The organism is Microbacterium sp. XT11, assembly GCF_001513675.1.
Classification (GTDB): Bacteria; Actinomycetota; Actinomycetes; order Actinomycetales; family Microbacteriaceae; genus Microbacterium.
In genome coordinates this window covers 227500-249706 of sequence record NZ_CP013859.1, presented here as the reverse complement: position 1 = coordinate 249706, position 22207 = coordinate 227500, and the positions used below count along the sequence as shown (strand labels likewise).

24 protein-coding genes are annotated in these 22207 nt (G+C 70.6%); 12 read left to right on the top strand and 12 right to left on the bottom strand.

The window, feature by feature from the left end; translation table 11 throughout:
• Positions 1–81 precede the first annotated feature (81 nt).
• Positions 82–669: a TetR/AcrR family transcriptional regulator gene (locus AB663_RS01295; protein ID WP_067194832.1), complete on the top strand. Its 588-nt coding sequence runs from the start codon at positions 82–84 to the stop codon at positions 667–669.
• 48 nt (positions 670–717) lie between these two features.
• The gene (locus tag AB663_RS01290) at positions 718–2094 is read left to right on the top strand and encodes a pyridoxal phosphate-dependent decarboxylase family protein (RefSeq protein WP_067194829.1); all 1377 of its coding nucleotides are present in this window, start codon (positions 718–720) and stop codon (positions 2092–2094) included.
• 43 nt (positions 2095–2137) lie between these two features.
• Here the strand turns inward: AB663_RS01290 and AB663_RS01285 are convergent, their stop codons facing one another.
• The 5 genes from AB663_RS01285 to AB663_RS01265 form a co-directional block, all read right to left on the bottom strand.
• Entirely contained in the window at positions 2138–3187 is a 1050-nt protein-coding gene (locus AB663_RS01285; protein ID WP_067194826.1) for an alpha/beta hydrolase, read from the bottom strand.
• A gap of 22 nt (positions 3188–3209) precedes the next feature.
• Positions 3210–3803, bottom strand: a complete 594-nt coding sequence (locus AB663_RS01280; RefSeq protein ID WP_067194823.1) for a cysteine hydrolase family protein — start codon at positions 3801–3803, stop codon at positions 3210–3212.
• Positions 3800–5242 carry a purine-cytosine permease family protein gene (locus tag AB663_RS01275; RefSeq protein ID WP_067194820.1) on the bottom strand — a complete coding sequence of 481 codons (1443 nt, stop codon included), beginning with the start codon at positions 5240–5242 and terminating at the stop codon, positions 3800–3802. The genes AB663_RS01280 and AB663_RS01275 overlap by 4 nt, the downstream gene beginning before the upstream one ends.
• A gap of 120 nt (positions 5243–5362) precedes the next feature.
• Positions 5363–6652 carry a M18 family aminopeptidase gene (locus tag AB663_RS01270; RefSeq protein WP_067194818.1) on the bottom strand — a complete coding sequence of 430 codons (1290 nt, stop codon included), beginning with the start codon at positions 6650–6652 and terminating at the stop codon, positions 5363–5365.
• A gap of 97 nt (positions 6653–6749) precedes the next feature.
• On the bottom strand, positions 6750–7403 hold the full coding sequence (locus AB663_RS01265) for a response regulator (protein ID WP_067194815.1): 654 nt from the start codon (positions 7401–7403) through the stop codon (positions 6750–6752).
• A gap of 231 nt (positions 7404–7634) precedes the next feature.
• Here AB663_RS01265 and AB663_RS01260 point away from each other — a divergent pair, with 231 nt between their 5' ends.
• Positions 7635–8777 carry a sensor histidine kinase gene (locus tag AB663_RS01260; RefSeq protein ID WP_067194812.1) on the top strand — a complete coding sequence of 381 codons (1143 nt, stop codon included), beginning with the start codon at positions 7635–7637 and terminating at the stop codon, positions 8775–8777.
• Positions 8778–9205: 428 nt separating this feature from the next.
• Positions 9206–10288 (top strand): alcohol dehydrogenase catalytic domain-containing protein, encoded by a 1083-nt coding sequence (locus AB663_RS01255; protein ID WP_067194809.1) that lies wholly within the window; start codon positions 9206–9208, stop codon positions 10286–10288.
• Here AB663_RS01255 and AB663_RS01250 read toward each other — a convergent pair.
• Together AB663_RS01250 and AB663_RS01245 are read right to left on the bottom strand one after the other, a co-directional pair.
• Complete coding sequence (locus AB663_RS01250) at positions 10207–10776, bottom strand: CinA family protein (RefSeq protein ID WP_083511042.1); 570 nt, start codon at positions 10774–10776, stop codon at positions 10207–10209. The two genes, AB663_RS01255 and AB663_RS01250, sit on opposite strands and share 82 nt — an antisense overlap.
• A 34-nt stretch (positions 10777–10810) precedes the next feature.
• The gene (locus tag AB663_RS01245; RefSeq protein WP_067194807.1) at positions 10811–11224 is read right to left on the bottom strand and encodes a CBS domain-containing protein; all 414 of its coding nucleotides are present in this window, start codon (positions 11222–11224) and stop codon (positions 10811–10813) included.
• A gap of 357 nt (positions 11225–11581) precedes the next feature.
• Here AB663_RS01245 and AB663_RS01240 point away from each other — a divergent pair, with 357 nt between their 5' ends.
• Positions 11582–12259 carry a DUF6766 family protein gene (locus AB663_RS01240; RefSeq protein ID WP_067194804.1) on the top strand — a complete coding sequence of 226 codons (678 nt, stop codon included), beginning with the start codon at positions 11582–11584 and terminating at the stop codon, positions 12257–12259.
• Here the strand turns inward: AB663_RS01240 and AB663_RS01235 are convergent.
• Together AB663_RS01235 and AB663_RS01230 are read right to left on the bottom strand one after the other, a co-directional pair.
• Positions 12232–12729, bottom strand: coding sequence for an FHA domain-containing protein (locus AB663_RS01235; RefSeq protein ID WP_067194802.1), 498 nt, complete (start codon positions 12727–12729; stop codon positions 12232–12234). The two genes, AB663_RS01240 and AB663_RS01235, sit on opposite strands and share 28 nt — an antisense overlap.
• 72 nt (positions 12730–12801) lie before the next feature.
• Positions 12802–13227, bottom strand: a complete 426-nt coding sequence (locus AB663_RS01230) for a DUF7882 family protein (RefSeq protein WP_442922657.1) — start codon at positions 13225–13227, stop codon at positions 12802–12804.
• A gap of 81 nt (positions 13228–13308) precedes the next feature.
• On the opposite strand from AB663_RS01230, the gene AB663_RS01225 reads away from it, so the two are divergent.
• The 5 genes from AB663_RS01225 to AB663_RS01205 all read left to right on the top strand — a co-directional run bounded on the left by AB663_RS01225 (position 13309) and on the right by AB663_RS01205 (position 18389).
• A complete protein-coding gene (locus AB663_RS01225; RefSeq protein WP_067194798.1) occupies positions 13309–13656 on the top strand; it encodes a DUF7882 family protein in 348 nt (115 codons plus the stop codon).
• Positions 13657–13786: 130 nt separating this feature from the next.
• Positions 13787–14746 carry a TIGR03885 family FMN-dependent LLM class oxidoreductase gene (locus tag AB663_RS01220; RefSeq protein WP_067194795.1) on the top strand — a complete coding sequence of 320 codons (960 nt, stop codon included), beginning with the start codon at positions 13787–13789 and terminating at the stop codon, positions 14744–14746.
• A gap of 46 nt (positions 14747–14792) precedes the next feature.
• On the top strand, positions 14793–16433 hold the full coding sequence (locus tag AB663_RS01215) for an alpha-amylase family protein (RefSeq protein ID WP_067194792.1): 1641 nt from the start codon (positions 14793–14795) through the stop codon (positions 16431–16433).
• Between the two features lie 91 nt (positions 16434–16524).
• On the top strand, positions 16525–17409 hold the full coding sequence (locus tag AB663_RS01210) for an SDR family oxidoreductase (RefSeq protein ID WP_067194788.1): 885 nt from the start codon (positions 16525–16527) through the stop codon (positions 17407–17409).
• 71 nt (positions 17410–17480) lie between these two features.
• Positions 17481–18389 carry an EamA family transporter gene (locus tag AB663_RS01205; protein ID WP_067194785.1) on the top strand — a complete coding sequence of 303 codons (909 nt, stop codon included), beginning with the start codon at positions 17481–17483 and terminating at the stop codon, positions 18387–18389.
• 66 nt (positions 18390–18455) lie between these two features.
• Here the strand turns inward: AB663_RS01205 and AB663_RS01200 are convergent, their stop codons facing one another.
• Both AB663_RS01200 and AB663_RS01195 read right to left on the bottom strand, forming a co-directional pair.
• The gene (locus tag AB663_RS01200; protein ID WP_067194781.1) at positions 18456–19214 is read right to left on the bottom strand and encodes a YidC/Oxa1 family membrane protein insertase; all 759 of its coding nucleotides are present in this window, start codon (positions 19212–19214) and stop codon (positions 18456–18458) included.
• A gap of 66 nt (positions 19215–19280) precedes the next feature.
• A complete protein-coding gene (locus AB663_RS01195) occupies positions 19281–19553 on the bottom strand; it encodes a DUF6412 domain-containing protein (protein ID WP_067194778.1) in 273 nt (90 codons plus the stop codon).
• An 89-nt stretch (positions 19554–19642) separates the two neighbouring features.
• On the opposite strand from AB663_RS01195, the gene AB663_RS01190 reads away from it, so the two are divergent.
• Complete coding sequence (locus AB663_RS01190) at positions 19643–20674, top strand: NAD(P)H-dependent flavin oxidoreductase (protein ID WP_067194775.1); 1032 nt, start codon at positions 19643–19645, stop codon at positions 20672–20674.
• 85 nt (positions 20675–20759) lie between these two features.
• Here the strand turns inward: AB663_RS01190 and purU are convergent, their stop codons facing one another.
• On the bottom strand, positions 20760–21611 hold the full coding sequence (gene purU / locus AB663_RS01185; RefSeq protein WP_067194772.1) for a formyltetrahydrofolate deformylase: 852 nt from the start codon (positions 21609–21611) through the stop codon (positions 20760–20762).
• Positions 21612–21734: 123 nt separating this feature from the next.
• On the opposite strand from purU, the gene AB663_RS01180 reads away from it, so the two are divergent.
• On the top strand, positions 21735–22193 hold the full coding sequence (locus tag AB663_RS01180) for a glutaminase (protein ID WP_067194769.1): 459 nt from the start codon (positions 21735–21737) through the stop codon (positions 22191–22193).
• The last annotated feature ends 14 nt before the right edge of the window (positions 22194–22207 follow it).

Below are 22207 nucleotides of genomic sequence, written 5' to 3'. Positions count from 1 at the left end.
CTCGCTGCCGGCCAAGCGGCGGACCGCGATTCCGATCCACACTATTGAACAGGTGGCCAACAAGTGTTACGGTATCCCGTGATGAACACGACGTCAAGAGCGCAGCGCCCGCGACGCCTCCCGCCGGAGGAGCGCGAGCGCACCATCGTCGAGGGCGCGGTGGCGCTCGCCCGGGAGCAGGGGCTCGAAGCGCTCACGGTGCGCGCCGTGGCCGCACGCGTGGGGGTCACGCCCGCGCTGGTCGCCCACTACCGCCCGGTCATGGACGAGTTCGTCGCCGACGTCTTCGGCGAGATCGTGGCCGCGGAGCGTGATGAGGTGCTCGGCGATGTCGAGGTGACGGGCGATCTGCGCGAGAACCTGCAGCGCCTCATCGAGACCCTGCTCGACGACAGCCGCGACGACGCCGCGATCGTCTGGGCGCAGTCGTGGTCTCTCGGCGCACGCAACGAGGCCCTCGGCCGGCGCGTGCGCGCCGAGATGGACCTGTGGCAAAGCGGCCTCGAAGACGTCATCCGTCGCGCCAGCCACGGCACCGTCGACCCGGAGCCCGCAGCCTGGCTGCTGCTCGCCCTCGTCGACGGCATGAGCGCGCACTCGCTCGTGAAGTGGGCGCCGCGCGACCGGTCGGAACTGGCAAGGCGCACCCTCAGCGCGGTGCTCGCCTGATGCCTCGCACCCGTGACCCCCACCCGAACAACACGAGAGGAACAGCGCATGGCCGCTGATCGCATGCACGCCGCATCGGCTGAGTCGACGGCCATCGTCGACGCGGTGCTCGACTACTCCCGGCGGCGGATGCTGGCCACCGACGTGCCGCTCGACAAACCGCAGACGCCCGCCGAGCTGAAGCGGCTCACCGGCGGCGGCACGATCACCGACGAGGGGCTCGGCGCCTCCCGCGCCCTCGCGACCTTCGAGCACGTGCTCGCACCGGCGTGCCTGACCACGAGCCACCCGCAGTACCTGTCGTTCATCCCCACCGCCCCGACCATGGCGGCGATCGCGTTCGACCTCGTGGTGTCGGCATCCGGCCTCTACGGCGGCAGCTGGGTCGAGGGCGCGGGTGCCGTGCACGCTGAGAACGAGGTGCTGGCCTTCCTCGCGCGTGAGTTCGGGCTGCCCGAGACCGCGGGCGGCGTGTTCGTGCAGGGCGGCACGATCGGCAACCTGTCGGCGCTCGTCGCCGCGCGGGAGGCCGCGAAGGAGCGCCTGACGGCGGCGGGGCGCGAGCTCCCGAAGCGCTGGAAGATCGTGTGCAGCACCGAGGCGCACTCGTCGAACAGATCGGCGGCCAAGGTGATGGATGCCGACATCCTGCTGGTGCCGGCCGGCGCGGACGGCAGGCTGCGTGCCGACGGGGTGCGCGAGGTCCTGGCAGCGCACGGAGACGAGATCTGCGCGGTGGTGGCCACCGCCGGATCGACGAACTTCGGCATCGTCGACGACATCGCCGGCATCGCGGCGCTCAAGGACGAGTTCGACTTCTGGCTGCACATCGACGGCGCCTACGGGCTCACCGCCATGCTCGCCCCCGAGGCGCGCCACCTCTTCGCGGGTGTCGAGCGTGCGGACTCGCTCATCGTCGACCCGCACAAGTGGCTGTTCGCTCCGTTCGACTGCTGCGCGCTGCTGTACCGCGACCCCGACGGCGCGCGACGAGCCCACACACAGCACGCCGAGTACCTCGACACGCTGACGGATGCCGACGACTTCAACCCGTCGGACTACTCGATCCAGCTCACCCGGCGTCCGCGCGGCCTGCCGCTGTGGTTCTCGCTCGCCACCTACGGCGTCACGGCGTATCGCGAAGCCGTGAGCGCGACCATCGCGCTCGCCGCGCGCATCGCGGAGGAGATCGCCCGCCGGCCCGAGCTCACTCTCGTGCGCGACCCGCAGCTGTCGGTCGTCGTGTTCGAGCGCAACGGATGGGAGCGCGCCGACTACGACCGCTGGTCCGACGAGCTGCTCGACTCGCAGCGCGCGTTCGTGGTGCCCAGCTCGCACGCGGGACGCCCGAACACCCGGTTCGCGATCCTCAATCCGCTCACCACCTTCGACGACCTCGTCGGCATCCTCGACACCATGAAGTAGCCGGCGGCCGGGCGTCGGCCGTCGGCATCCGGCGCGTCCGTCGTCAGGGACGCGTCGTGTGCGCCGCGAGGAAGTCGAGCGTCTTCTCCAGCGCCGTCTTGGCCTCGGGGAGGTCGAGGTGGAACTGGTACTCGTGCGGCAGCTTCGGCTCGTGCGGGGCCGGCCAGAAGAGCGTCGTGACCTCGACGCCGAGCTCGTCCAGCCGCTGCGACAGCGGGATCGACTGCAGCCACGTCAGCCCGTCGCCGTTGCCCCCGGAGATGTAGGTGGGCGGGAAGTCGGCGGTGACCCAGTCGATCGTCGACATGGTCGCCCCCGTCGCGTCCTCGGCCCACGTGCGCGTGCCGGAGTACGCCCACATGGACGACTTGAAGCCCCAGCCGAGGATGCCGTCGAGGCGGGCGAGCGCGGCGAGGTCGTAGACGCCGCAGTTGAGCACGGTGCCGACGAGCTGCTCGGCCTTCAGTGCCGGCTCGATGCCCATGATCTCGGCGTAGTCGGGGCTCGTGATGAGGGTCGCCATCTGGCTCGCGAGCTGCCCGCCCGCGGAGTCGCCGGCGATGACGATCTGCGCGGGGTCGACGCCCAGCGCATCGGCGTGCTCGTCGATGTATGCCAGAGCTTCGTTGAGCTGGTTCACCGCGAGCGGGTACACGCCCTCGGGGCCGAGCGTGTAATTGACGCCGATGGTCGTGTAGCCCTCACCCGCGAGGATGCGCAGGTACGGGGCGACGTTCTCCTTGGAACCCGAGATCCAGGCGCCCCCGTGGATCCACACGACCGTGGGCAGCGGGCCGGTGGCGGATGCCGGTGAGAAGACGTCCATCGTGGTGTCCGCGCCGTCGTCTCCGTACGACACGTCGAGCTTCTCGGTGAGCTTCGTGTCGGGCACGTGCTTCTTCATCTCGGCGACGGTCTCGTCGCCGCCCTTCGTGAAGACCGCGCGGATGAGCATCGCCGACGGCCACGGCGTGATCATGCCGACGAGCACCGCCAGCACGACCACGATCACGATGACCAGGAGTGCTGTGCGGCCTCGATGGCGCTTCCTGCGCTGGCGGTCGGCTGCGGCGTCGTCGGCGTGTGCGCTCATGGTGATGGAACCCCCTCCGGCATCAGTGTGCCAGCATTCCGGCAACGGTCGCCGTATCGGACACGGTGATCTGCGGCGGGTACAGTCCCATCACGTGCAGGGCGGCCGCGTGGTTCTCGGCCGTCGAGCCCGCGCACGCGTCGGCGGCGAGGGTCACGCGCGCACCGGCGTCCGCCGCAGCCAGCGCGGTAGACAGCACGCAGCAGTCCGTCGACACCCCCGCCAGCACGACGCGCGCACCGCGCCCGACGATCTCCTCCAGCGCCGGCCCCCACTTGCCGAAGGTCGGCAGGTCGAGCGTCGGCAGCGGAGACAGCGCAGCGGCTTCGGGCACGAGGTCGTACAGCGGGTCGGTCGCCGGCCGGTCGGCGAAGGGCCAGGCGGCGAAGTAGTCGCCCCACGAGGTCGAGCGGTCGGCCGTCGGCATCCACCGCGTCACGATCACGCGGTCACCGAACGCGTCGGCGAGGGAGCGGATGCGCGGCATCGTCTCGGCGAAGAACGGCGAGCCCCAGGCCGAGTCGGGGGACGCGAAGATGTGCTGCGGGTCGATGACGACCAGCCAGGCGTCTTCTCGCTCCGGCTGCTCCGCGGCCTGGTGAGGAGCCTCGCTCACGCCTCCTGCTCCTGGCGCCTGATGGTCGCCGCCCTCGCGAACCACGTCACGATGAACGACAGCACGAGCGCGAAGAGAACGCCGAGGTTCGCGTAGCCCCAGTCGTCGCGCCAGCCGAACAGGTCGAGGAAGTACCCCTGCCAGTCGTTCCACGGCGTGTCCGGGATCTGGTTCATGACGAAGCCCCAGCCGATGACGGTGGCCACGAGCATCGTGACGATCGAGGTCCAGTCGAAGGCGCCGTAGCGTCCGCGCGCGTCGAAGAGCGCCGCCTCGTCGTAGTCCTTCCGGCGTCGCAGCACGTCGGCGATGAGGATGCCGGCCCACGATGCCATGGGCACGCCGAGCGTGATGAGGAACGACTGGAAGGGGCCGATGAAGCTCGTCGCGAAGAACACCACGAAGATCGTGCCCGCGGTGAGGATGACGCCGTCGATGCCGGCTGCGGCAGGGCGGGGGATGCGGATGCCGAGGCTCAGCAGCGTGAGGCCGGAGGAGTAGATCCCCAGCACCGCGCCCGACACGAGGGTGAGGATCGCGACGACGAGGAAGGGGAACAGCGCCCAGGTGGGCAGCAGCGTGGCGAGCGCCCCGATGGGGTCTGCGCCGACGGCGTCCATGAGCGCCTGGTCGGAGCCGGCCAGCAGCAGTCCGAAGAACACGAGGATGATCGGGGCGACCGAGCCGCCGATCGTGTTCCACGCCACGATCTGGCCGTCGGATGCCGTGCGCTTCTGGTAGCGCGACCAGTCGGCTGCGATGTTGATCCAGCCGAGACCGAATCCGGTCATCACCATGACCAGCGCGCCGATCGTCTGGGCGAACGTGCCGTCGGGGCGGGAGAAGGCGACGTCCCAGCGGATGGAGCCGAGCGTGAGCACGAGGAACAGCACGGTCATGATCCCCGTGAGCCAGGTCAGCACCGACTGCAGCCGCATGATCGTGTGGTAGCCGAGCACGGAGGCAGCCACGATGAGCGCAGCGACGGCGACGGTCGCGATGATCTTCACGGCGGTGTCGTCGCCGTCGACCCAGCCGAGCGCGCGGAGGATCGTGCCGGTCGCCAGCACGGCCGTGATCGCGAGCGACGTCTCCCAGCCGATCGACGTGAGCCACGACACGATGCCTGGAAGCTTCTGCCCCTGCACGCCGAACGCCGCGCGCGACAGCACCATGGTCGGCGCCGAGCCGCGCTTGCCCGCGATGGCGATGAGGCCGCACAGCAGGAACGACACGACGATGCCGATCACCGAGACCACGGTGGCCTGCCACAGCGAGACGCCGAAGCCCAGGATGAACGATCCGTACGACATCCCGAACACCGACACGTTCGCGGCGAACCAGGGCCAGAAGAGGTGGCGCGGAGACGCCGTGCGCTCGGACTCGGGAACGATCTCGATGCCGGTGCGCTCGACGAGGGCGCTCTTGCTTTCGCTCATGTGCTCATGATGGCACCGCAGCGGTCGCGCCGGGGGAAATGCGGAATGGCTTTTCCCGCGGAAGCGTCCACCCCGAAGGCGCGCAAGCGCTGACACCGCGGCACGGAACGGCGCGCGGGCTCAGCCGGCGAAGAACGCTCCGGCCACTCGGCTCAGGTCGTGCAGATCGGAGACGCCGGCGAGTTCGCGCGCCGAGTGCATCGACAGGATCGGGATGCCGACGTCGACGGTGCGGATGCCCAGCCGGGTCGCCGTGATCGGGCCGATGGTCGACCCGCACGGCACGTTGTTGTTCGAGACGAACTCCTGCGTGCGCACCTCTGCCCGGTCGCACCACGAGCGCCACGCCGCGGAGCCGACGGCATCCGTCGCATAGCGCTGGTTGGCGTTGAGCTTGAGGATCGGACCGGAGCCGAGCACGGGCTGTACGACCGGGTCGTGCTTGTGCACGTAGTTCGGATGGACGGAGTGGCCGACGTCGCTCGACAGGCACCAGGATGCCGCGGCGGCGCGCCGCCGCTCGGAGGAGTCGGCGCCAAGGCCGGCGTACACGCGCTCGAGCACGTCCTCGAGGAAGGGGCCGGCGGCACCGGAGCGTGACGCCGAACCGAGCTCCTCGTGGTCGAACGCCGCGAGCACGGCGACCGGGCCGTCGTCGCCCGCTGCGTCCGCGTGCGCCTGCAGCGCGACGACGCCCGCGTGCGCGGAGGCGAGGTCGTCGAGGCGGCCGGAGGCGAAGAAGGCGTCGTCCTTGCCGAAGATCGAACCGCGCGCGGCATCCGCGACGACGACGTCGTACCCGCGGATCTCGGTCGCCGAGACGCCCGCCGACGCCGCGAGCTCGGCGAGGATGTCGGCCTGGTCGGCGTCGCCGAGCCCCCATACCGGCTGCGTCTGGAACTGCTTGTCGAGCGCCAGGCCGGTGTTGGCTTCGCGGTCGAGGTGCACCGCGAGCTGGGGGAGCCGCAGCAGCGCACCCGTGTCGGCCAGCACGACGCGTCCGTCGGCGAGCGCGAGGCGGCCGGCGAGCCGCAGCTCACGGTCGAGCCAGGAGTTCAGCAGAGGGCCGCCGTAGACCTCCACCGCGGCCTGCAGCCACCCCTTCGTGCCGGTGCTGGGCTGCGGCTTGAGCTTGAATCCGGGGGAGTCGGTGTGCGCGCCGAGGATGTGCGCGGGCGTCGTCGCGGCCGCGCGCGCGGGAACCGTCCACGCGATCGCTGCTCCGTCACGCACCACGACGAACCGTCCGCCGCGCTGCTCCGGCCACTCCTCGTGTTCGTCGAGGCGCGTGAACCCCGCGTCTTCGAGGCGGCGCGCGGCCTCCGCCGAGGCGTGATAGCTCGACGGTGAGGAGGCCACGAAGTCGGCGAGGTCCTCGGCGTGGGCGATGGCGGAGGTGGAGTCGGGCATGGCGGACCTTCCTGCGGGCTGGCACCTTCGATCGTAATCGCCCGGACTTCGCCCCCGTCGGCATGGCCGGTGCGGTCGCGAGGGTCGCGCGATCGGATCAGCGGAAGTCGACGAGGCCGGCGTGCGCCGCGGTGACGAGGATCTGCACGCGGTCGCGCACGTTCCACTTGGCCATGATCCGGCCGAGGTGCGCCTTGACCGTGCCCTCCGACACGATGAGGGATTGCGCGATCTCCGCGTTCGACATGCCCTGCGCGAGCCGATCCAGCACCTCCGACTCACGCTCGGTGAGCGGTTCGAGGGCGTCGGCCGCGCCGAGCGGCTCGGTGGTGCGCACGTGCTTGACGAGGAGGGACGCGATGCGCGGCGAGAGCGAGCTCGCGCCGCTGTGCACTTCGCGCACGCCGGCGACGATGCTCTCGGCGCTGGAGTCCTTGAGCAGGTAACCCGACGCGCCGGCGCTCAGCATGGGCAGCACGGTGTCGCTGCCGTCGAGGGTGGTGACGGCGAGCACCCGTACGTCCGGCCAGCGCTCGGCGATGGCCGCGGTGGCTTCGATGCCGTTCATCCCGGGCATCTGCACGTCCATCATGACGACGTCCGGCCGATCCTTCTCGAGGAACGCCAGCGCCTCGTGGCCGTTGTCCGCCTCGCCGACAACCTCGATCTCCGGATCGCGCGAGACGAAGTGCGACAGGGCGGAGCGCACGAGGGGGTCGTCGTCGACGATGAGAACGCGGATCTCGGGCATGAGAGAAGCCTAACGGCGCCCCCGGATCGCCCCCGAGCGCGTATAGACCTTCGTCTAACCAAGTCTGGTCTAAAGGCAGATGTGCAACGCGGGCGATGCCGCGAGGATATAAGAGTTCCTGAACGAAAGACCCAGATTAGGGGGTGAATTACTATGACTTTTTGGCAGCAGGTTGGCTACTTCTTCGGTGTCTACCGCTAAGAATAGCTGGCGAAAAGGAGATACTGAACCGTGCCCTTCGACCAGTCGATTCGAGATGACGCGGACATCCTCAGGCTGAGCCGCGGAGAGAAGCTCGGTGTCATCGAGCGGATCGTGGTCCTGGGGATCATCGGCATCGTCGTTGCGCTCGACATCATCGGCAGCTTCCTGCCGCCGGGCGTCGAGTTGGGGGCGCTGCTGGTCAGCGTCGCGTCGACGGTCGTGTTCGCGCTGTATCTCTGGTCGCCCGTCGTGGCGACGATCGCACTCGCCGTCGTCTTCGCCCTCTCCTTCCTCACCGGAACGGAGACCCAGGTGCTCACCGCCGCCGCCTTCGCGGCGGGGATGGTCATGCGGCTGGGCTGGGCGTCACTGATCTTCTCGTATATCGGGGTGTTCCTCGTCTCCTCGGCGATCATCGCCTACGGGGACACCCGGGTGCCCGTCAACGTGGGCATCCACCTCATCCTCGCCGCCGTCTCCGGCGCGATCGGGTACGCGCTCCGGCTGGCGTCCGCTCGTGGACGCCGCCTCGAGCAGCGCCTGGCTGCCAGTGCCGAGCAGGAGCGCCAGGCCGTCCTCGCCGAGAGGCGTTGGATCGCAGGCGAACTGCATGACAGCATCGCGCACCATCTCACGGTGGTGGCCCTGCACGTGCAGATGCTCGACGACCCCGCGGTGAGCGCCGAGTCCCAGGAGGCCATCCGCGTCGCCGCGCGCAAGGCGATGGCCGACCTCCGCTTCGTCATCGAGCTCGCCGACGACGGGCCGCGCGCGGCCGGCCCTCAGACCGGCGACCTCGGTGCCGCCATCGACGAGGCGCGCGCCGAGTTCGAGGCCGCCGGCCATCCCGTCGAGTGTGAAGGCGATCCGCAGGACGACCGGATCCCTCGGGTCGCCGAGATCGTGCTCGCCCGCATCGTGCGCGAGTCGGCCACGAACATCCTCAAGTACGCGGGGCCGGGTCCCGTGACCATCCGTCTGCGCACCGATGACGACGCTGCTACGCTGACCATCCGCAGCCCCCTTCCCGACACTCCCCGGCACGACCTGCCCTCGAGCGGGACCGGACTGAACCGCATGGCGGAGCGGGTCATCGGAGCGAGCGGAGAGTTCAGCGCGGGGCCCTCGGGCGACGAGTGGCAGGTGTTCGCGCGGTTGCCGATGTCCTGAGTGCAAGCGCAAAATATAGACGAAAGTCCACATCAGGTCTCTACGTTCGAACCTATTGGCAGTGATAGTGCGCGACCTATTCTGGAATCTCCCCAGATAAGCGTCCCCAGCGCTGCGATCGCGAGCGTGATCTTCTAAGGCTTCTGAACCACTGCGCTCGCGATCGCGTTTCTGTGTCCGGGCACGGATGCGGGGGACGCGCCGGAGGGTGAACGGGCGTTGAACTCTTCGTCGATGCCTGTCCTTCCGGGCGGATGGCCTGTCAGAGTCTTCTCTGGATCACTGTCCCCGCGTGAAAGGCCCTCCATGAAGCTCCGCACTGTCGTGTCCGCCCGCACGGATGGCGCGCGCGACGGCATGACCGCTGTCCCGGCCGCGCCCGCGGAGCCCGCGCTGGACCAGACGGTCCTCGGCCGCTGAGGACTCACGTGGGCACGCTGCTCCTCCGTCCGCCGGGGCATCGCCGAGACGTCGCGCTGCGTCCGGCCGCGACGGCGATGGTGTGGCTGGGCGAAGGCCATCCGCACGAGATGATCGCCGTGCCAGGCGTCGCGCTGGCCGACGCCGACGCGCTCGTCGCAGTCGAGCTGTCGACCGTCTGCGAGACCGACGTGTGCGCGGTGCAGGGGCGTCGCTCCGCTCCCGCGCCGGTGGTCCTGGGGCACGAGAGCGTGGGAAGGATCATCGACATCGGCGACGCGGGCGTCGTCGCGGTCGACGGCACGCCGCTGCGCGTCGGCGACCGCGTCGTGTGGTCGCCGACGATCTCGTGCGGCGCGTGCGACCGCTGCCGATCCGGTCTCCCGCAGAGGTGCCGCACGCTCGGCCGATACGGTCACGATCGCATCGGAGCCCACGGAGACCTGACCGGCGCATTCGGCAGCCACGTGCAGCTGCGCTCCGGCACCGCGATCGTGAGGGCGCCGGAATCGCTTCCCGCAGCGGTGCTGGCGCCGGCATCCTGCGCGACCGCGACCGCGTGGGCGGCCGTGGCGGCGGCGCGGCGTGACCTCGACGGTGCGCCCGTGCGCGTGCACGGCGCCGGACTCGTCGGACTCACCGCGGCAGCGATCGCGGCGGAGCTCGGCGCGGCGGTGGAGGTCTGCGACCCCGACCCGCAGCGCGCCGCGATGGCGGCACGCTGGCTGGGGAGCTCTTGCGTCGAACGCGACCCCGAGGTCGTCATCGACGCCTCAGGGCATGCGGCCGCCGAGGCCGTCGACGGCGTCGCCGTCGGGGGAGCGGTCGTGCTCATCGGGCAGGAGGTCGGCACCGGCCCCGTGCTGTTCGACGCCGAGCGGATCGTACGGACGCTCGTCACGGTGACGGCCGTGCAGGACGGCTCTCCTCACGACCTGGCGGATGCCGTCGCGTTCCTGGCCGGCCGTGGCAGGGCCTATCCGTTCGCCGAAGCCGTCGGGCAGGTGCGTCAGCTGGCCGAGCTGGATGCGGCGATGGAGGCGGCGTCCGCGTCCGGGGCTCCGCTGCGCATCGGCGTGGTGCCGGGCTGACCTGCGCCGCTGCGCAGGGGTCCGGCCGGCTGCACGCTCTCGGCGTGGAACGCCAGCAGCCGCGCGGCCGCCTCCACCGCGGCATCCATGACCTCCTCCGGTCCGCCCGCGAACGACAGGCCGCGATGGCCGGTCGCCGACCGGGTGGCCCAGCCGAGATACACGGTGCCGGCAGGGTGCCCACCCTCGGGGCCCGGGCCGCCCACGCCCGTGGTCGACACGCACACGTCGGCGTCGAACAGGGAGAGAGCGCCCGTCGCAAGCTGCTCCGCGCACGCCGCGGAGCACGGATCGGTCCCCGGCGTGAGCCCGAGCACCCTCTCCTTCACATCCGTGAGGTAGGCGACCATGCCGCCGGCGAACCACTCGGATGCTCCCTCGCCCGCGCCGACCACGCTGGCCAGCTTGCCCGATGTGAGCGACTCCACCACGCACACGCGCAGACCTCGGTCCCTCGCGACGGCGCTCAGCCTGTCGACCTCTTCCATGCTCTCCCTCTCGTCGTGGTGCCGGCCGCGCGCGTCAGCGCGAGATGCCTTCGACCGTCTTGCCCGTCGCGGCAGCCGACAGCGTCAACGCTACGTCGGCCTGGCTCACGATGCCGACGAGAAGACGGTCCTCGATCACCGGCAGGCGCCGGACCTGGTGCTCGCGCATGAGGTCGAGGGCGACGCGCACGTCGTCGTCGGACGACACCGTCACGGGCCTGCCGTTCGCCAGCGCTCCCGCCGGAGTGCTCTCCGGATCCCTCCCCATCGCGATGCCCTTCACGACGATGTCCCTGTCGGTGAGCATCCCCTTGAGCTTGCCGTCCTCCCCGCAGATCGGGAGGGCGCCGACATCCAGGTCGGCCATCACGGATGCCGCGATCCGCAGCGAATCGTTCTCGCCGATGCAGCGCGGGTTGGGCGTCATGATCTCTCGTGTCGTGGTCATCGTGCTCGTCCTCACATGTCGGTGCGTGTCGGTCGGTTCCCCTGTCGTGACGGTATCGCCGCGCGTCGACGCCGCCCGAGGGGATTGACAGGGCCGGGCACGCCCGTCAAGCCTCTGGCGGCGGGCCGCCTTCTGCACGACCCTGATCTCAGGCCGCCTCGTGCAGCGCGCCGTCCGACCGCACGACCGCGTCGGCGACGGGTTCCGTCCGCACGGGGTGACGCAGAGAAAGGAATGACCGCATGGGTGAACCGGAGACCGAGACCGTCGGCATGAGAGCCATGTTCTGGACGTGGGCGGCCATCATCGCCGTGGGCCTCGCCGTGATGATCGTCCTTCCGCTGGCGGGCCGCTGACATGCGCCGCGCCATCCGCGACAACGGGCTGAGCCTGTTCTTCCTCGCGCTGTTCGTGCTCGCCCTCGCCGGGCAGTCGGTCGCCGGATTCTTCCGCAACAACGCGGAGCTCGCCGACCACGGCTTGCCGACGATCGGCTTCGGCGAGTTCGTCACGTCGTCCGACTTCCTCGTGGACGTCGCGGAGAACTGGCAGTCGGAGTTCCTGCAGTTCTTCCTCTTCATCGCGGCCACCGTGTGGCTCGTGCAGCGCGGCTCGCCCGAATCGAAGAAGCCCGGTGATCAGGGTCCGGGAAGCGACGCCGATCAGCTCGTCGGCGCCCATGTGCGACCGGACTCGCCGCCGTGGGCGGCGGCCGGCGGCTGGCGCACCATGGTGTTCGGCAACTCGCTGCTGCTCACGATGGGGGCGATCTTCGTGCTCTCCTGGCTCGCCCAGTCGCTCGCCGGCCTCGTCGTGATGAACGAGGAGAACGCGATGCACGGCGCGGCTCCGCTCACATGGCTCGACTACGTCGGTTCGCCGGACTTCTGGGATCGCACCCTGCAGAACTGGCAATCCGAGTTCCTCGCCGTCGGCACCATGGTGGCGTTCTCGATCTACCTGCGGCAGCGCGGATCAGCCGAGTCGAAGCCCGTCGGGATCCCGCATCACGTGTCGGCGGCGGAGTCGGAGTGAGCGTCGGCGCTGTAGTCGGGGCGCGGCGGCTGGAGCGGCTGGTCGGAGTACTCGCCGCCCAGCCGCCCGCCGGCGGGACGGCCGTGATCGGCGAACTCGTCTCGCGCGAACACGAGCGTCCAGCGTCCGACCGTGAAGCGCGAGCCGGTGCGGAGCGTCTCCGTCGCCTCCCCGGGGTGCGTGGCGTCGGCGCCGGGGTTCGAGTTCATCTCGCCCTCGCCGTGCAGGGCGAGGACGTACTCGTCCCTGTCGTCGTGCGTGACCGTGGCGTGCAGCGGGTCGGTGTCGGCGAGTCTCAGCTCGTTGCCCTCGGCCGAACCGATGCGCACCTCATCCGCCACCAGGGGGAACTCGGTCCGCTCGCCGTCGCGCGTGATGCGCAGCCGCGGGTTGCCTGCGCCGTACTCGGCGTGGGTCGTCTCGGGCGCCTCGGCGTTCTCCGGTCGTTCGTCGATGTGTCGCGCGTTCATCAGCCGCAGCCTCCTCCGGTCTCGGAGCTTCGACGCTAGGCGACCGCGAGCCGTCCCATCAGGGGGTTGACTTCAGCTTCGGGCGCTGCCAGCCGCGGTGTCGCCGGAGGCCGCCTCCGGCACGGCATCCGCCTTCGCGGCCTGCGGACGCGTGTTCTCGGACCTGCCGCCGGCGGCGCCGGACGGCAGCCCGCTCGAGATGACGTCGCCCGCCGGCACCGTCAGGCCCCCGCTGCTGTTCGCCGCGTTCGCGAGCGACGTGATGAACTCGGGGTTCAGGGGCGGGGCGACGGGATCGTCGAAGACGAAGCGCAAGGGGATGGCCGGGTGCAGCCAGATCGTCGAGCGGCCGCTCGGGTCGTCGTCGCCATGCTTCCACGACACGGTGAAGCTCTCGTTGCGCCGGAGCTTCGTCGCGATCACGACCTTGAGGTGGGCCAAGGTCGTGTCGTCGATGAGGATCGGCTCCTCATGATCGTCGTAAAAGAGTGCCCCCATGAGGCTCTACGCTACCGAGGTGGGGATGTTTCCGACAGACCATGTCGGTGGGGCGACGGATCGATGCGAGGAGCAGTCTCAATGGGTAAGTTCATCTACGAAGGCGGAGTGAAGACGGAGATCGAGGACCGCGCGCTCACGCACCTGCAGCTGGTCATCACCACGAAGCTGCGGCGGGGAGAGCCGTTCCCGTTCAGCTGGCGTGAGGACGCCAGTGTGGGCGGCGGGCGCGTCACGGTCTGGATGCAGCCGGCCAGCTCGCTCGTCTTCAAGTACTACGGCAGCCGGCAGCCCTCGATCAACAGGGCCTGGGTCGAAGCGCTCGCGTTCACGGCGAACTCCCCCGGAGGCCTGTACCTGGTTCCGGAGCCCGCCGAGGTCCACGAAGGATCGAGCGGCGGCGAGATCGCGGGCGGCCCCGCCGACTGACTCTGAACCGACCCGGTGTGTCGGCGGCTGCGCCGGCTCAGCGACCGGTGCGTCCGTATACGTGTCGCCGTGACGCGTTCGGCTTGTCAACCCCGTGTCCGGGAACGGGAAGACGAGTCAAGATCGCGGCATGACGGTCATCGGATATCACGCGTCCCACGAGCAGATACCGCCGGGCATGCTCCTCGCAGCCGTGCGGCTCGCAGAGACGGTGGGCTTCGACGCGGCGATGTGCTCCGACCACCTCGCGCCGTGGAGCACGGCGCAGGGGGAGTCCGGATTCGCGTGGTCGTGGATCGGAGCTGCCCTCGCCCGCACGGACTTCCCGATCGGCCTGGTCACCGCACCGGGCCAGCGATACCACCCCGTCATCACGGCTCAGGCGCTCGCGACGGTGGAGGAGATGTTCCCCGGACGGTTCTGGGCGGCCCTGGGCAGCGGTGAAGCCCTCAACGAGCACGTCACAGGCGATCCGTGGCCGGAGAAGCCCGCGCGCGAGCGGCGCCTGCTCGAGAGCGTGACGGCGATCCGGCGGCTGCTCGCCGGAGAGCGCGTCACGGTCGACGGAGAGATCCGCGTGCACGACGCTCGGATCTGGAGTCTTCCGGCATCGCCGCCGCCGCTGCTGGGTGCGGCCGTGAGCGACGACACCGCGACCTGGGTGGCCGGCTGGGCCGACGGCCTCATCACGGTCGGATCGGATGCCGCAGCGACGCAGCGCACGCGGGAGGCGTACCGCGGTGCGGGCGGCCGCGGCGACGCGGTGCTGCAGATCCACATCAGCCTCGAGGACACCCTGTCCCGGGCGTTGGAGGTGGCTCGTGAGCAGTGGTCGCACGCGACGGCACCGGCCGAGGTGATGTGGGACCTCCAGCAGCCGGAGGACTTCGAGGCCCTGGCCGATCCGACCGACGAGAAGCTCCGCCAGGCGGTGCTGATCTCCGGGTCGGCCGAGGCCCTGGCCGAGCGCATCGCCCACGCGGCCCGCGGTTTCGATCACGTGTACCTGCATCACGTCGGCACCGATCAGGCAGGCTTCCTGCGACGGTGCGGCACCGAGCTCCTTCCGGCGCTGCGCGAGGTGCTCTGACGGCAGCCCGCCAGGAGAAGACGTCCGGTCGACGAGAGGAGACCCTGTGAGAGCTGCGGACATCAGCGACCTGTGGTGGCGCACTGCCGTGTACTACTGCCTCGACATCGAGACGTTCCAGGATTCGAACGGCGACGGCGCCGGCGATCTCGAGGGTCTCGCGAGCCGCGTCGACTACCTCGCCGATCTCGGCGTCACATGCCTGTGGCTCATGCCCTTCCAGCCGACGCCCGATCGCGACGACGGCTATGACATCAGCGACTTCTACAACGTCGACCGGCGAGCGGGGGACCTGGGCCACTTCGTCGAGCTGTTGCGGATCGCGCACGGTCGCGGCATCCGCGTGATCATCGACCTCGTGCTCAACCACACGTCGGACCGGCATCCGTGGTTCGTAGAGGCTCGCCGCTCGCGGGACTCGGAGTACCGCGACTACTACGTGTGGCGTGACAAGCCTCCTCGCAATGCGCAGCCCACCGTCTTCCCCGGCGAGGAGGCGAGCAGCTGGGAGAAGGACGAGCGCTCGGGGCAGTACTACCTGCACAGCTTCTACCGGCACCAGCCGGACCTCAACCTCGCCAACCCCCGCGTCCGCGAGGAGATCGCACGCATCATCGGGTTCTGGGCGCAGCTCGGCGTCGACGGCTTCCGTGTCGACGCCGTGCCGTTCCTCATCAACCCGCCGGGCGCGGCCGATGAGACCGATCCGCACGGATTCCTCCGCGAGCTGCATCGCTTCGTCGGGCGTCGCCGCGGTGACGCCGTGCTCCTCGGCGAGGTGGGATTGCCGCAGCAGGAGCAGAGGGAGTACTTCGGCCTTCATGAGACGGAGCTCGATCTGCAGTTCGACTTCGAGACGGCGCAGGCGATCTTCCTCGCCCTCGTGCGGGGCGACGCGAGGCCGATCGCCGAGTCGCTGAAGCGGCGGCCCACCGTCGACGTGCGGCAAGGGTGGGTGACCTTCTTGCGCAACCACGACGAGCTGTCGCTACAGATGCTCTCCGCCGAGGAGCGCGAGGAGGTGTTCGAGGCCCTGGCGCCCGATGAGCGCCAACGCGTGTACGGACGCGGCATCGTGCGGCGGCTCGCCCCGATGCTGCGGGGCGAGCCGCGGCGCCTCCGGCTCGCGTACAGCCTGCTGTTCTCGCTGCCCGGCGCTCCTCTGCTCTTCTACGGCGAGGAGATCGGCATGGGCGAGCTCGAGGGCATGGGCGACCGCAGGGCGGTGCGTTCGCCGATGCAGTGGCGGCGCGGCCCCACCGCCGGGTTCTCGACGGCCCGCCCCTCGCGGCTCGTCCGCGAGCTGCCCGGCGGCGGCTACGGGCCGGAGCACGTCAACGTGCACGACCAGCTGCGCTCGCCCGACTCGCTGCTCAGCTTCATCAAGACGCTCATCGCGCGGTACCGGTCCGCGCCGGAGATCGCGTGGGGCGAGCTCGTGCTGCACGACGTCGGAGACCCTCAGGTGCTCGTGCACTCCCTGCGCACAGATGAGGCGACGTTCCTCGCCGTGCACAACGTCGGCGACGACGCGCGGCAGGTCCGGATCGACGAGGATGCGGTCGGGCCCGATCGCCTCATCGATCTCCTCGAACCCGTCGGCCCTGTCGAAGCCGAAGACGGCGTGTTCCGGGTCGCGCTCGACGGCTGGGGGTTCCGCTGGTTCCGTGCGGGCGCGGAGCACTGAGCGTCCGTCGGGATTGTCAACCCCCTGGGGGCATCTCGTGCGACCTCGCAGGCTGGATGGACTGCAGACGACCGAGGAGGAGAGATCCCCGATGACCGAAAGCACCACAGACCCCCGGGACGCCCACCGCGAGGAGGGCTTCCCCGAGCAGCAGCAGGATCAGCCCGGCCACACCGACGAGACGGCCCCCACCCCCGACCACGGCGAGGAGAGCTACGTCGGACACGGCCGGCTCGAAGGCCGGAAGGCCCTCATCACCGGCGGCGACTCGGGTATCGGCCGAGCCGTCGCGATCGCGTTCGCGCGCGAAGGAGCCGACGTCGCCATCGTGCATCTGCCGGAGGAGCAGGAGGATGCCGACAAGACCCTCGAGCACGTGCGCGACGCCGGGCGGAAGGGCCTCAGCCTCGCCGGCGACGTGCGCGACGAGACCTTCGCGACGGATGCCGTGGCGGAGGCCCGCCGTACGCTGGGCGGCCTCGACATCCTCGTGCTCAACGCCGGATACCAGCACGACATCGAGGGCTTCGAAAGCCTGCGCACCGAGGACATGCGCCGCGTCTTCGACACGAACCTCGCCGGCATGCTGTTCTCCGCGCGCGCGGCGTACCCCGACCTGAAGCCGGGGTCGAGCATCATCGTCACCGCCTCGATCCAGGCCTTCAACCCCTCGCCGGGGCTCATCGACTACGCCATGACCAAGGCAGCGCAGGTCGCCTTCGTGAAGGCGCTGGCGGCGGAGGCCGGCTCTCGCGGCATCCGCGTGAACGCCGTCGCACCGGGGCCGATCTGGACGCCGCTGATCCCGGCGACGGGCTGGGACGCCGAGAAGCTCGAGAGCTTCGGCTCCGATACGCCGCTCGGGCGTGCGGGACAGCCGGCGGAGCTCGCCGGTGCGTACGTGTACCTGGCGGCAGGGGAGTCGTCATACGTGTCCGGCGCCGTACTGCCGGTGACCGGAGGCAAGCCGCTCTGAGCCGCGTGAGCACGGTGCGTCGCAGGTCGCGTGGCGCGATGCGTCGCACCGCCACCGCCTAGGCTGAAGAGGTGCAGCAGCCGGCGTCGTCGCGTCCCCTCGTGGGCGTCGCGCTCGTCGTCGGCTCCTGCGCCTCTCTGCCGTTCGGGGCGGCCGTGGCGGCGCACCTGTTCCCCGTTCTCGGCTCGTGGGGCGTGACGTCGCTGCGGGTCGCGATCGCGGCGCTGCTGCTGCTCGCGCTCGTGCGGCCGCGGCCCTTCGGATGGAACCGCGCGCAGTGGACGGCGGCTGCGCTGTTCGGCGTCTCGCTCGCGGCGATGAACGGCTTCTTCTACGCCGCCATCGACCGCATCCCGCTCGGTCCGGCCGTCGCCATCGAGTTCCTCGGGCCGCTCGTGCTTGCAGCCGTGCTCACCCGCCGGCTGGCCGACGCGGTGTGGGTCGGCGTCGCCCTGGTCGGCATGGGGCTCCTCGGCCTCGACGGCATGATCGGGGCCGACCCGCTCGATCCGCTCGGACTCGTGTTCATCCTCGTCGCCGCCGCGTTCTGGGTGATGTACATCCGCATGAGCGCCCGTGTCGGCGCCCTGATCCCCGGTGCGGGCGGCCTCGCGGTCGGGCTCGTGGTGGGCGCCGTGCTGCTGCTGCCCGTCGGCATCCCGGCATCCGTGACGGTCGCGGCGGACCCGGAACTGCTGCTCCTCGCCGCGCTCACGGCCGTGCTGTCGTCGGTGATCCCGTACACGTTCGAGCTGTCGGCGCTGCGGCGGCTCCCGCAGCGGGTGTTCGGGGTGCTGCTGAGCCTGGAGCCGGCGTTCGCGACGCTGGCGGGATGGCTGATCCTGGGGCAGGACGCGACGCCGTTGCGGATGCTGGCGATCGCACTCGTCATCGCCGCGAGCGTCGGCACCACGCTCGGCGTCCGGCGCGAGCGCCGCGACCCCGGCCCCTTCACCGGCTCGATCCCGCTGCCCGACTGACCTCCCTCCCCCTCCCCCACTTTCGAGTCGCATGATTTGCCCTCGAATCGGCCCGGAGAGGGCAGATCATGCGACTCGAACGCCGGGGACCGGGTACCGCCGTCGCAGCAGCACGCGCTGCACCAGCGTCCACACCACCGTGACCGTGAGGTAGATGGCGGCGGCCAGCGGCACGAACACCGCGAACACGGCGGTGAGGTAGTGCAGCGCGTTCATCACCCGCAGCATCGCCGGCGACGACAGCGGCGAGTCGTCGGCCGATGCCTGCTGAGACCGGAACACCCGACGCGTGAGGTCGGCCACCACGATCATGATGAGCAGCAGCACGCCCGAGACGAGCAGCGTCGCCGGTGAGAACGGCCCGGCCGTGAGCATGTGCACGAGGCTCGTGCCCAGCGGCGCGCCGAACAGGTCGTGCGTCAGCAGCGTGTTCGGGTGGCCGGCGATGTCCGACCGCAGGAACAGGGTGTACAGGATGCCGACGACGGGAGCCTGCGCGAGCACCGGCAGCAGCCCCGCGAACGGCGAGGTGTTCTCGCTGCGGTACAGCTCGAGCATCTCGCGCTGCAGACGTTCGGGGTTCTTGGCGTGGCGGCGCTGCAGCTCGCGCAGCCGGGGAGCAAGGCGCGCCCGCGTCTGCTCGGCGCGCGCCTGCGAGATGCCGACGGGGATGAGCAGCGCCCGCACGAGGAGCGTCACGAGCACGACGGCGAGAGCCGCCGCTGACGCCCCGGCGATGGGTGCGAGCAGGTCGGCGAGCCCGGCGAGGGCGCGGTAGGCCGCGTCGAGCAGCCAGGCGAGAGGAGGGAAGGCGAAGATGTCCATGCGTGAAGTCCGTTCGGAGTCGGGAAGGGTCGGCGAAGGCCGCGCAGTCCCGGACGACGGTGGGGACTACGCGGGAACGGCGACTCCCGGCGCACGCGGACGCGGATGCCCTGCGGCATCCGGATCGCTCTGGGTGAGGAGGGCTCCCACGTCGATCGCACGCAGCGGATGCGGCGCATCGGCGTCGGCCGACGGCGTCAGTGTGAGAGCGAGGGTGATGGCGAGGGTCGTGAGGGCGACGAGCGCGATCGCGACGCCGATGGCAGCGGCATCCGGTGCGGGCGTGAGCCCGAGCGTCATCGCCACGACGCTCAGCATCTGCCCGAGCCACTGGATCATGCGTCCTCCCTCGGCCCGAGGCTACCACCGGCGGCTGAGCGGCGTCACACGGGACCGGCCTCGTGCGCTGCAGGCGTAACGTCGGGTGCATGAGCCTCTTCGATCTCGAGCATCGGATCGTCCTCGGCCCCTTCGGGGGCCTGTCCTCCGTGGCGCTGACCGCGTCCGTGAGCGAGGCGGGAGGGCTGGGTTCCTATGGCCTGTACGGCTACGACGGTCCCCGCATCCGCTCGACGATCGCGGAGCTGCGCGCGGCGACGTCGAAACCGTTCGCCGTGAACGTGTGGCTGCCGACGGGTGACGAGGCGGAGCCGGATGCCGCGCAGCACGCGGTGTTCGCCCAGGCGCTGCAGCCGTTCTACGAGGCCGTCGGGGTCGATGTGCCTGCCCGACCCGAGCGCTATCTGCCCAGCCTGGAGGAGCAGCTCGACGCCATCTGGGATGCCGCGCCCGCGGTGCTCAGCGTGGTGTTCGGCGTGCCGTCGCCGCAGGTCGTCGAGGAGGCGCATCGCCGCGGCATCCGGGTGATGGGCACCGCGACGACCGTGGCGGAGGCGGTGGCGCTCGCCGAGGGCGGCGTGGATGCCGTCGTGGCCTCGGGCGCCGAGTCGGCCGGCCACCGCGTCTCGTTCCTTCGCGCGGCCGAGGACTCGCTCGTCGGACTCTTCTCGCTCCTGCCGCAGGTCGTCGACGCGGTCGACGTGCCGGTGATCGCCGCGGGCGGGATCTCCGATCGACGCGGTGTCGCTGCGGCCTTCGCGCTCGGCGCGTCCGGCGTGCAGGTGGGCACGGCGTTCCTGGCGACGGCGGAGTCGGCGGCGACCGAGGCGCACCGCGACGCCGTCCGCGCGACAGCTGCCGAGGAGACCGTGCTGACGCGCGCCATGAGCGGGCGGCTGGCACGCGGCGCGCGCAACCGCGTCGTGCGGGCGATCGAGGCGAGCGGCACGATCGCGCCGTTCCCCATGCAGAACTGGCTCACCGGGCGGTTCCGCGCGGCCGCGGGCGAGCGGAACCTCGGGGAGCTGCAGTCGCTGTGGATGGGCCAGTCCGCTCCGCTCGCGCGGTACGCCACGGCATCCGAGGCGTTCGCCGAGCTCGCCGCCGGCCTGCCGGGGTGACCACCCGGCGTTCGAGTCGCATGAATTGCCCGGTTTCGGCCGGAATGAGGGCGATTCGTGCGACTCGAACGCGCCTGCCGGGTGGCTACAGGATGACGGTCGACCGCCCGTGCACGATGACGCGGTCCTCGGCGTGCCACTGCACGGCGCGTGCGAGCACCAGGCGCTCGACGTCGGCGCCGCGGCGCTGCAGCTCGGCGGCGGACTCGGCGTGCGTGACGCGCGTGACGTCCTGCTCGATGATGGGCCCCTCGTCGAGGTCGGCCGTGGCGTAGTGCGCGGTCGCGCCGATGAGCTTGACCCCCCGCTCCTTGGCGCGCGCATACGGGTTCGCGCCGATGAACGCCGGAAGGAACGAGTGGTGGATGTTGATCACCGGGGCACCGAGCCGCTCGATGAAGTCGTCGGTGAGGATCTGCATGTACCGCGCGAGGACGACGAGGTCGACGTTGCCCTGCAGCAGCTCCAGCTGCCGCGCCTCCATGGCCTGCTTGTCGCCCGAGGGGATGTGCACGAACGGCACGCCGAACGAGCGGACGGCCTCGGCGAGGTCGGGGTGGTTGGAGACGACCATCGTGATGTCGATGTCGAGCTGTCCGCGCTGCGTGCGCCACAGCAGCTCCATGAGGCAGTGGTCGTACTTCGACACGAAGATCGCGACCCGCTTGCGGCGTGACGTGTCGTGCAGCGACCACTCCATGCCGAACCGCTGCGCGACCTCGTCGATCGAGGCCTCGAGCGCCGGGCGCGCGGCGGAGAGACCGGGGAGGTGGATGACGGTGCGCTGGAAGAAGCGTCCACCCTCGGAGTCCGTCGAGTGCTGGTCGAGCGAGATGATGTTCGCTCCGTGCTGGGCGAGCACGCCGGCCACGGCGGCGACGATGCCGGGCTGGTCGTCGCAGGCGATGAGCAGGCGGGCGGTGTCGGGTTGGGACATGGAGACTCCTCGGGGTGTTCAACGATTCTGCCGTGGAAGCGCGCCCACCGGCGAATCCGGCGGGACTGGATACCCTGAAGAGGTGACCGTCGGTGATCTGGACCTGCTTCTGCAGGAGGAGCCGTGACGACCGCGGCCGAATTGCTCGACGACGCCGTGCGGCGGCTCGACGGCGTGCCGAAGGAAGGGCTCGGAGAAGAGCGAGAGACCCGCTGGCGCGGACACCGCATCGTGCGCGTGGGAGAGGCATGGCATCTCGGCGTGCTGCTGCTCACCGACGGGCGCACTCTGGCCACCGCCGAAGTGCTGCGCGCGGCCGAGCCGGGGCGCCGCGGATACACGGCCGAGTCGGCGCGGCACCGCGCGGAGCGGCGTGCGCTGGCGCTGCGCGGCGGCTTCGCCGAGGGCGACGTGGTGCACGTCGGGTGGAGTGAGATCGACGTCTCCGCGGTGGATGCCGGAGGCGCATCGGGGCCGCTCGCCCTGATCGACGGGGTGCCTTCTGTGCGATGGAGCAGCGCCGGAGGCTTCATGCCCCTCGAGGCGTACCTGCGGGAGAGGCTCGAGCTGCTCGGTCGGTGACCCCGCCGCATCCT

What these genes read in the sequence shown, in the direction of transcription:
- AB663_RS01225 (WP_067194798.1), top strand. Translation starts at nt 13,309, where the DNA reads ATGGGTAAGTTCATCTACGAAGGCGGAGTGAAGACGGAGATCGAGGAC.
- purU (WP_067194772.1), bottom strand. Translation starts at nt 21,611, where the DNA reads ATGTCCCAACCCGACACCGCCCGCCTGCTCATCGCCTGCGACGACCAG.
- AB663_RS01240 (WP_067194804.1), top strand. Translation starts at nt 11,582, where the DNA reads ATGCGCCGCGCCATCCGCGACAACGGGCTGAGCCTGTTCTTCCTCGCG.
- AB663_RS01295 (WP_067194832.1), top strand. Translation starts at nt 82, where the DNA reads ATGAACACGACGTCAAGAGCGCAGCGCCCGCGACGCCTCCCGCCGGAG.
- AB663_RS01285 (WP_067194826.1), bottom strand. Translation starts at nt 3,187, where the DNA reads ATGAGCGCACACGCCGACGACGCCGCAGCCGACCGCCAGCGCAGGAAG.
- AB663_RS01245 (WP_067194807.1), bottom strand. Translation starts at nt 11,224, where the DNA reads ATGACCACGACACGAGAGATCATGACGCCCAACCCGCGCTGCATCGGC.
- AB663_RS01210 (WP_067194788.1), top strand. Translation starts at nt 16,525, where the DNA reads ATGACCGAAAGCACCACAGACCCCCGGGACGCCCACCGCGAGGAGGGC.
- AB663_RS01235 (WP_067194802.1), bottom strand. Translation starts at nt 12,729, where the DNA reads ATGAACGCGCGACACATCGACGAACGACCGGAGAACGCCGAGGCGCCC.
- AB663_RS01195 (WP_067194778.1), bottom strand. Translation starts at nt 19,553, where the DNA reads ATGATCCAGTGGCTCGGGCAGATGCTGAGCGTCGTGGCGATGACGCTC.
- AB663_RS01250 (WP_083511042.1), bottom strand. Translation starts at nt 10,776, where the DNA reads ATGGAAGAGGTCGACAGGCTGAGCGCCGTCGCGAGGGACCGAGGTCTG.
- AB663_RS01230 (WP_442922657.1), bottom strand. Translation starts at nt 13,227, where the DNA reads ATGGGGGCACTCTTTTACGACGATCATGAGGAGCCGATCCTCATCGAC.
- AB663_RS01265 (WP_067194815.1), bottom strand. Translation starts at nt 7,403, where the DNA reads ATGCCCGAGATCCGCGTTCTCATCGTCGACGACGACCCCCTCGTGCGC.
- AB663_RS01275 (WP_067194820.1), bottom strand. Translation starts at nt 5,242, where the DNA reads ATGAGCGAAAGCAAGAGCGCCCTCGTCGAGCGCACCGGCATCGAGATC.
- AB663_RS01270 (WP_067194818.1), bottom strand. Translation starts at nt 6,652, where the DNA reads ATGCCCGACTCCACCTCCGCCATCGCCCACGCCGAGGACCTCGCCGAC.
- AB663_RS01220 (WP_067194795.1), top strand. Translation starts at nt 13,787, where the DNA reads ATGACGGTCATCGGATATCACGCGTCCCACGAGCAGATACCGCCGGGC.
- AB663_RS01200 (WP_067194781.1), bottom strand. Translation starts at nt 19,214, where the DNA reads ATGGACATCTTCGCCTTCCCTCCTCTCGCCTGGCTGCTCGACGCGGCC.
- AB663_RS01290 (WP_067194829.1), top strand. Translation starts at nt 718, where the DNA reads ATGGCCGCTGATCGCATGCACGCCGCATCGGCTGAGTCGACGGCCATC.
- AB663_RS01190 (WP_067194775.1), top strand. Translation starts at nt 19,643, where the DNA reads ATGAGCCTCTTCGATCTCGAGCATCGGATCGTCCTCGGCCCCTTCGGG.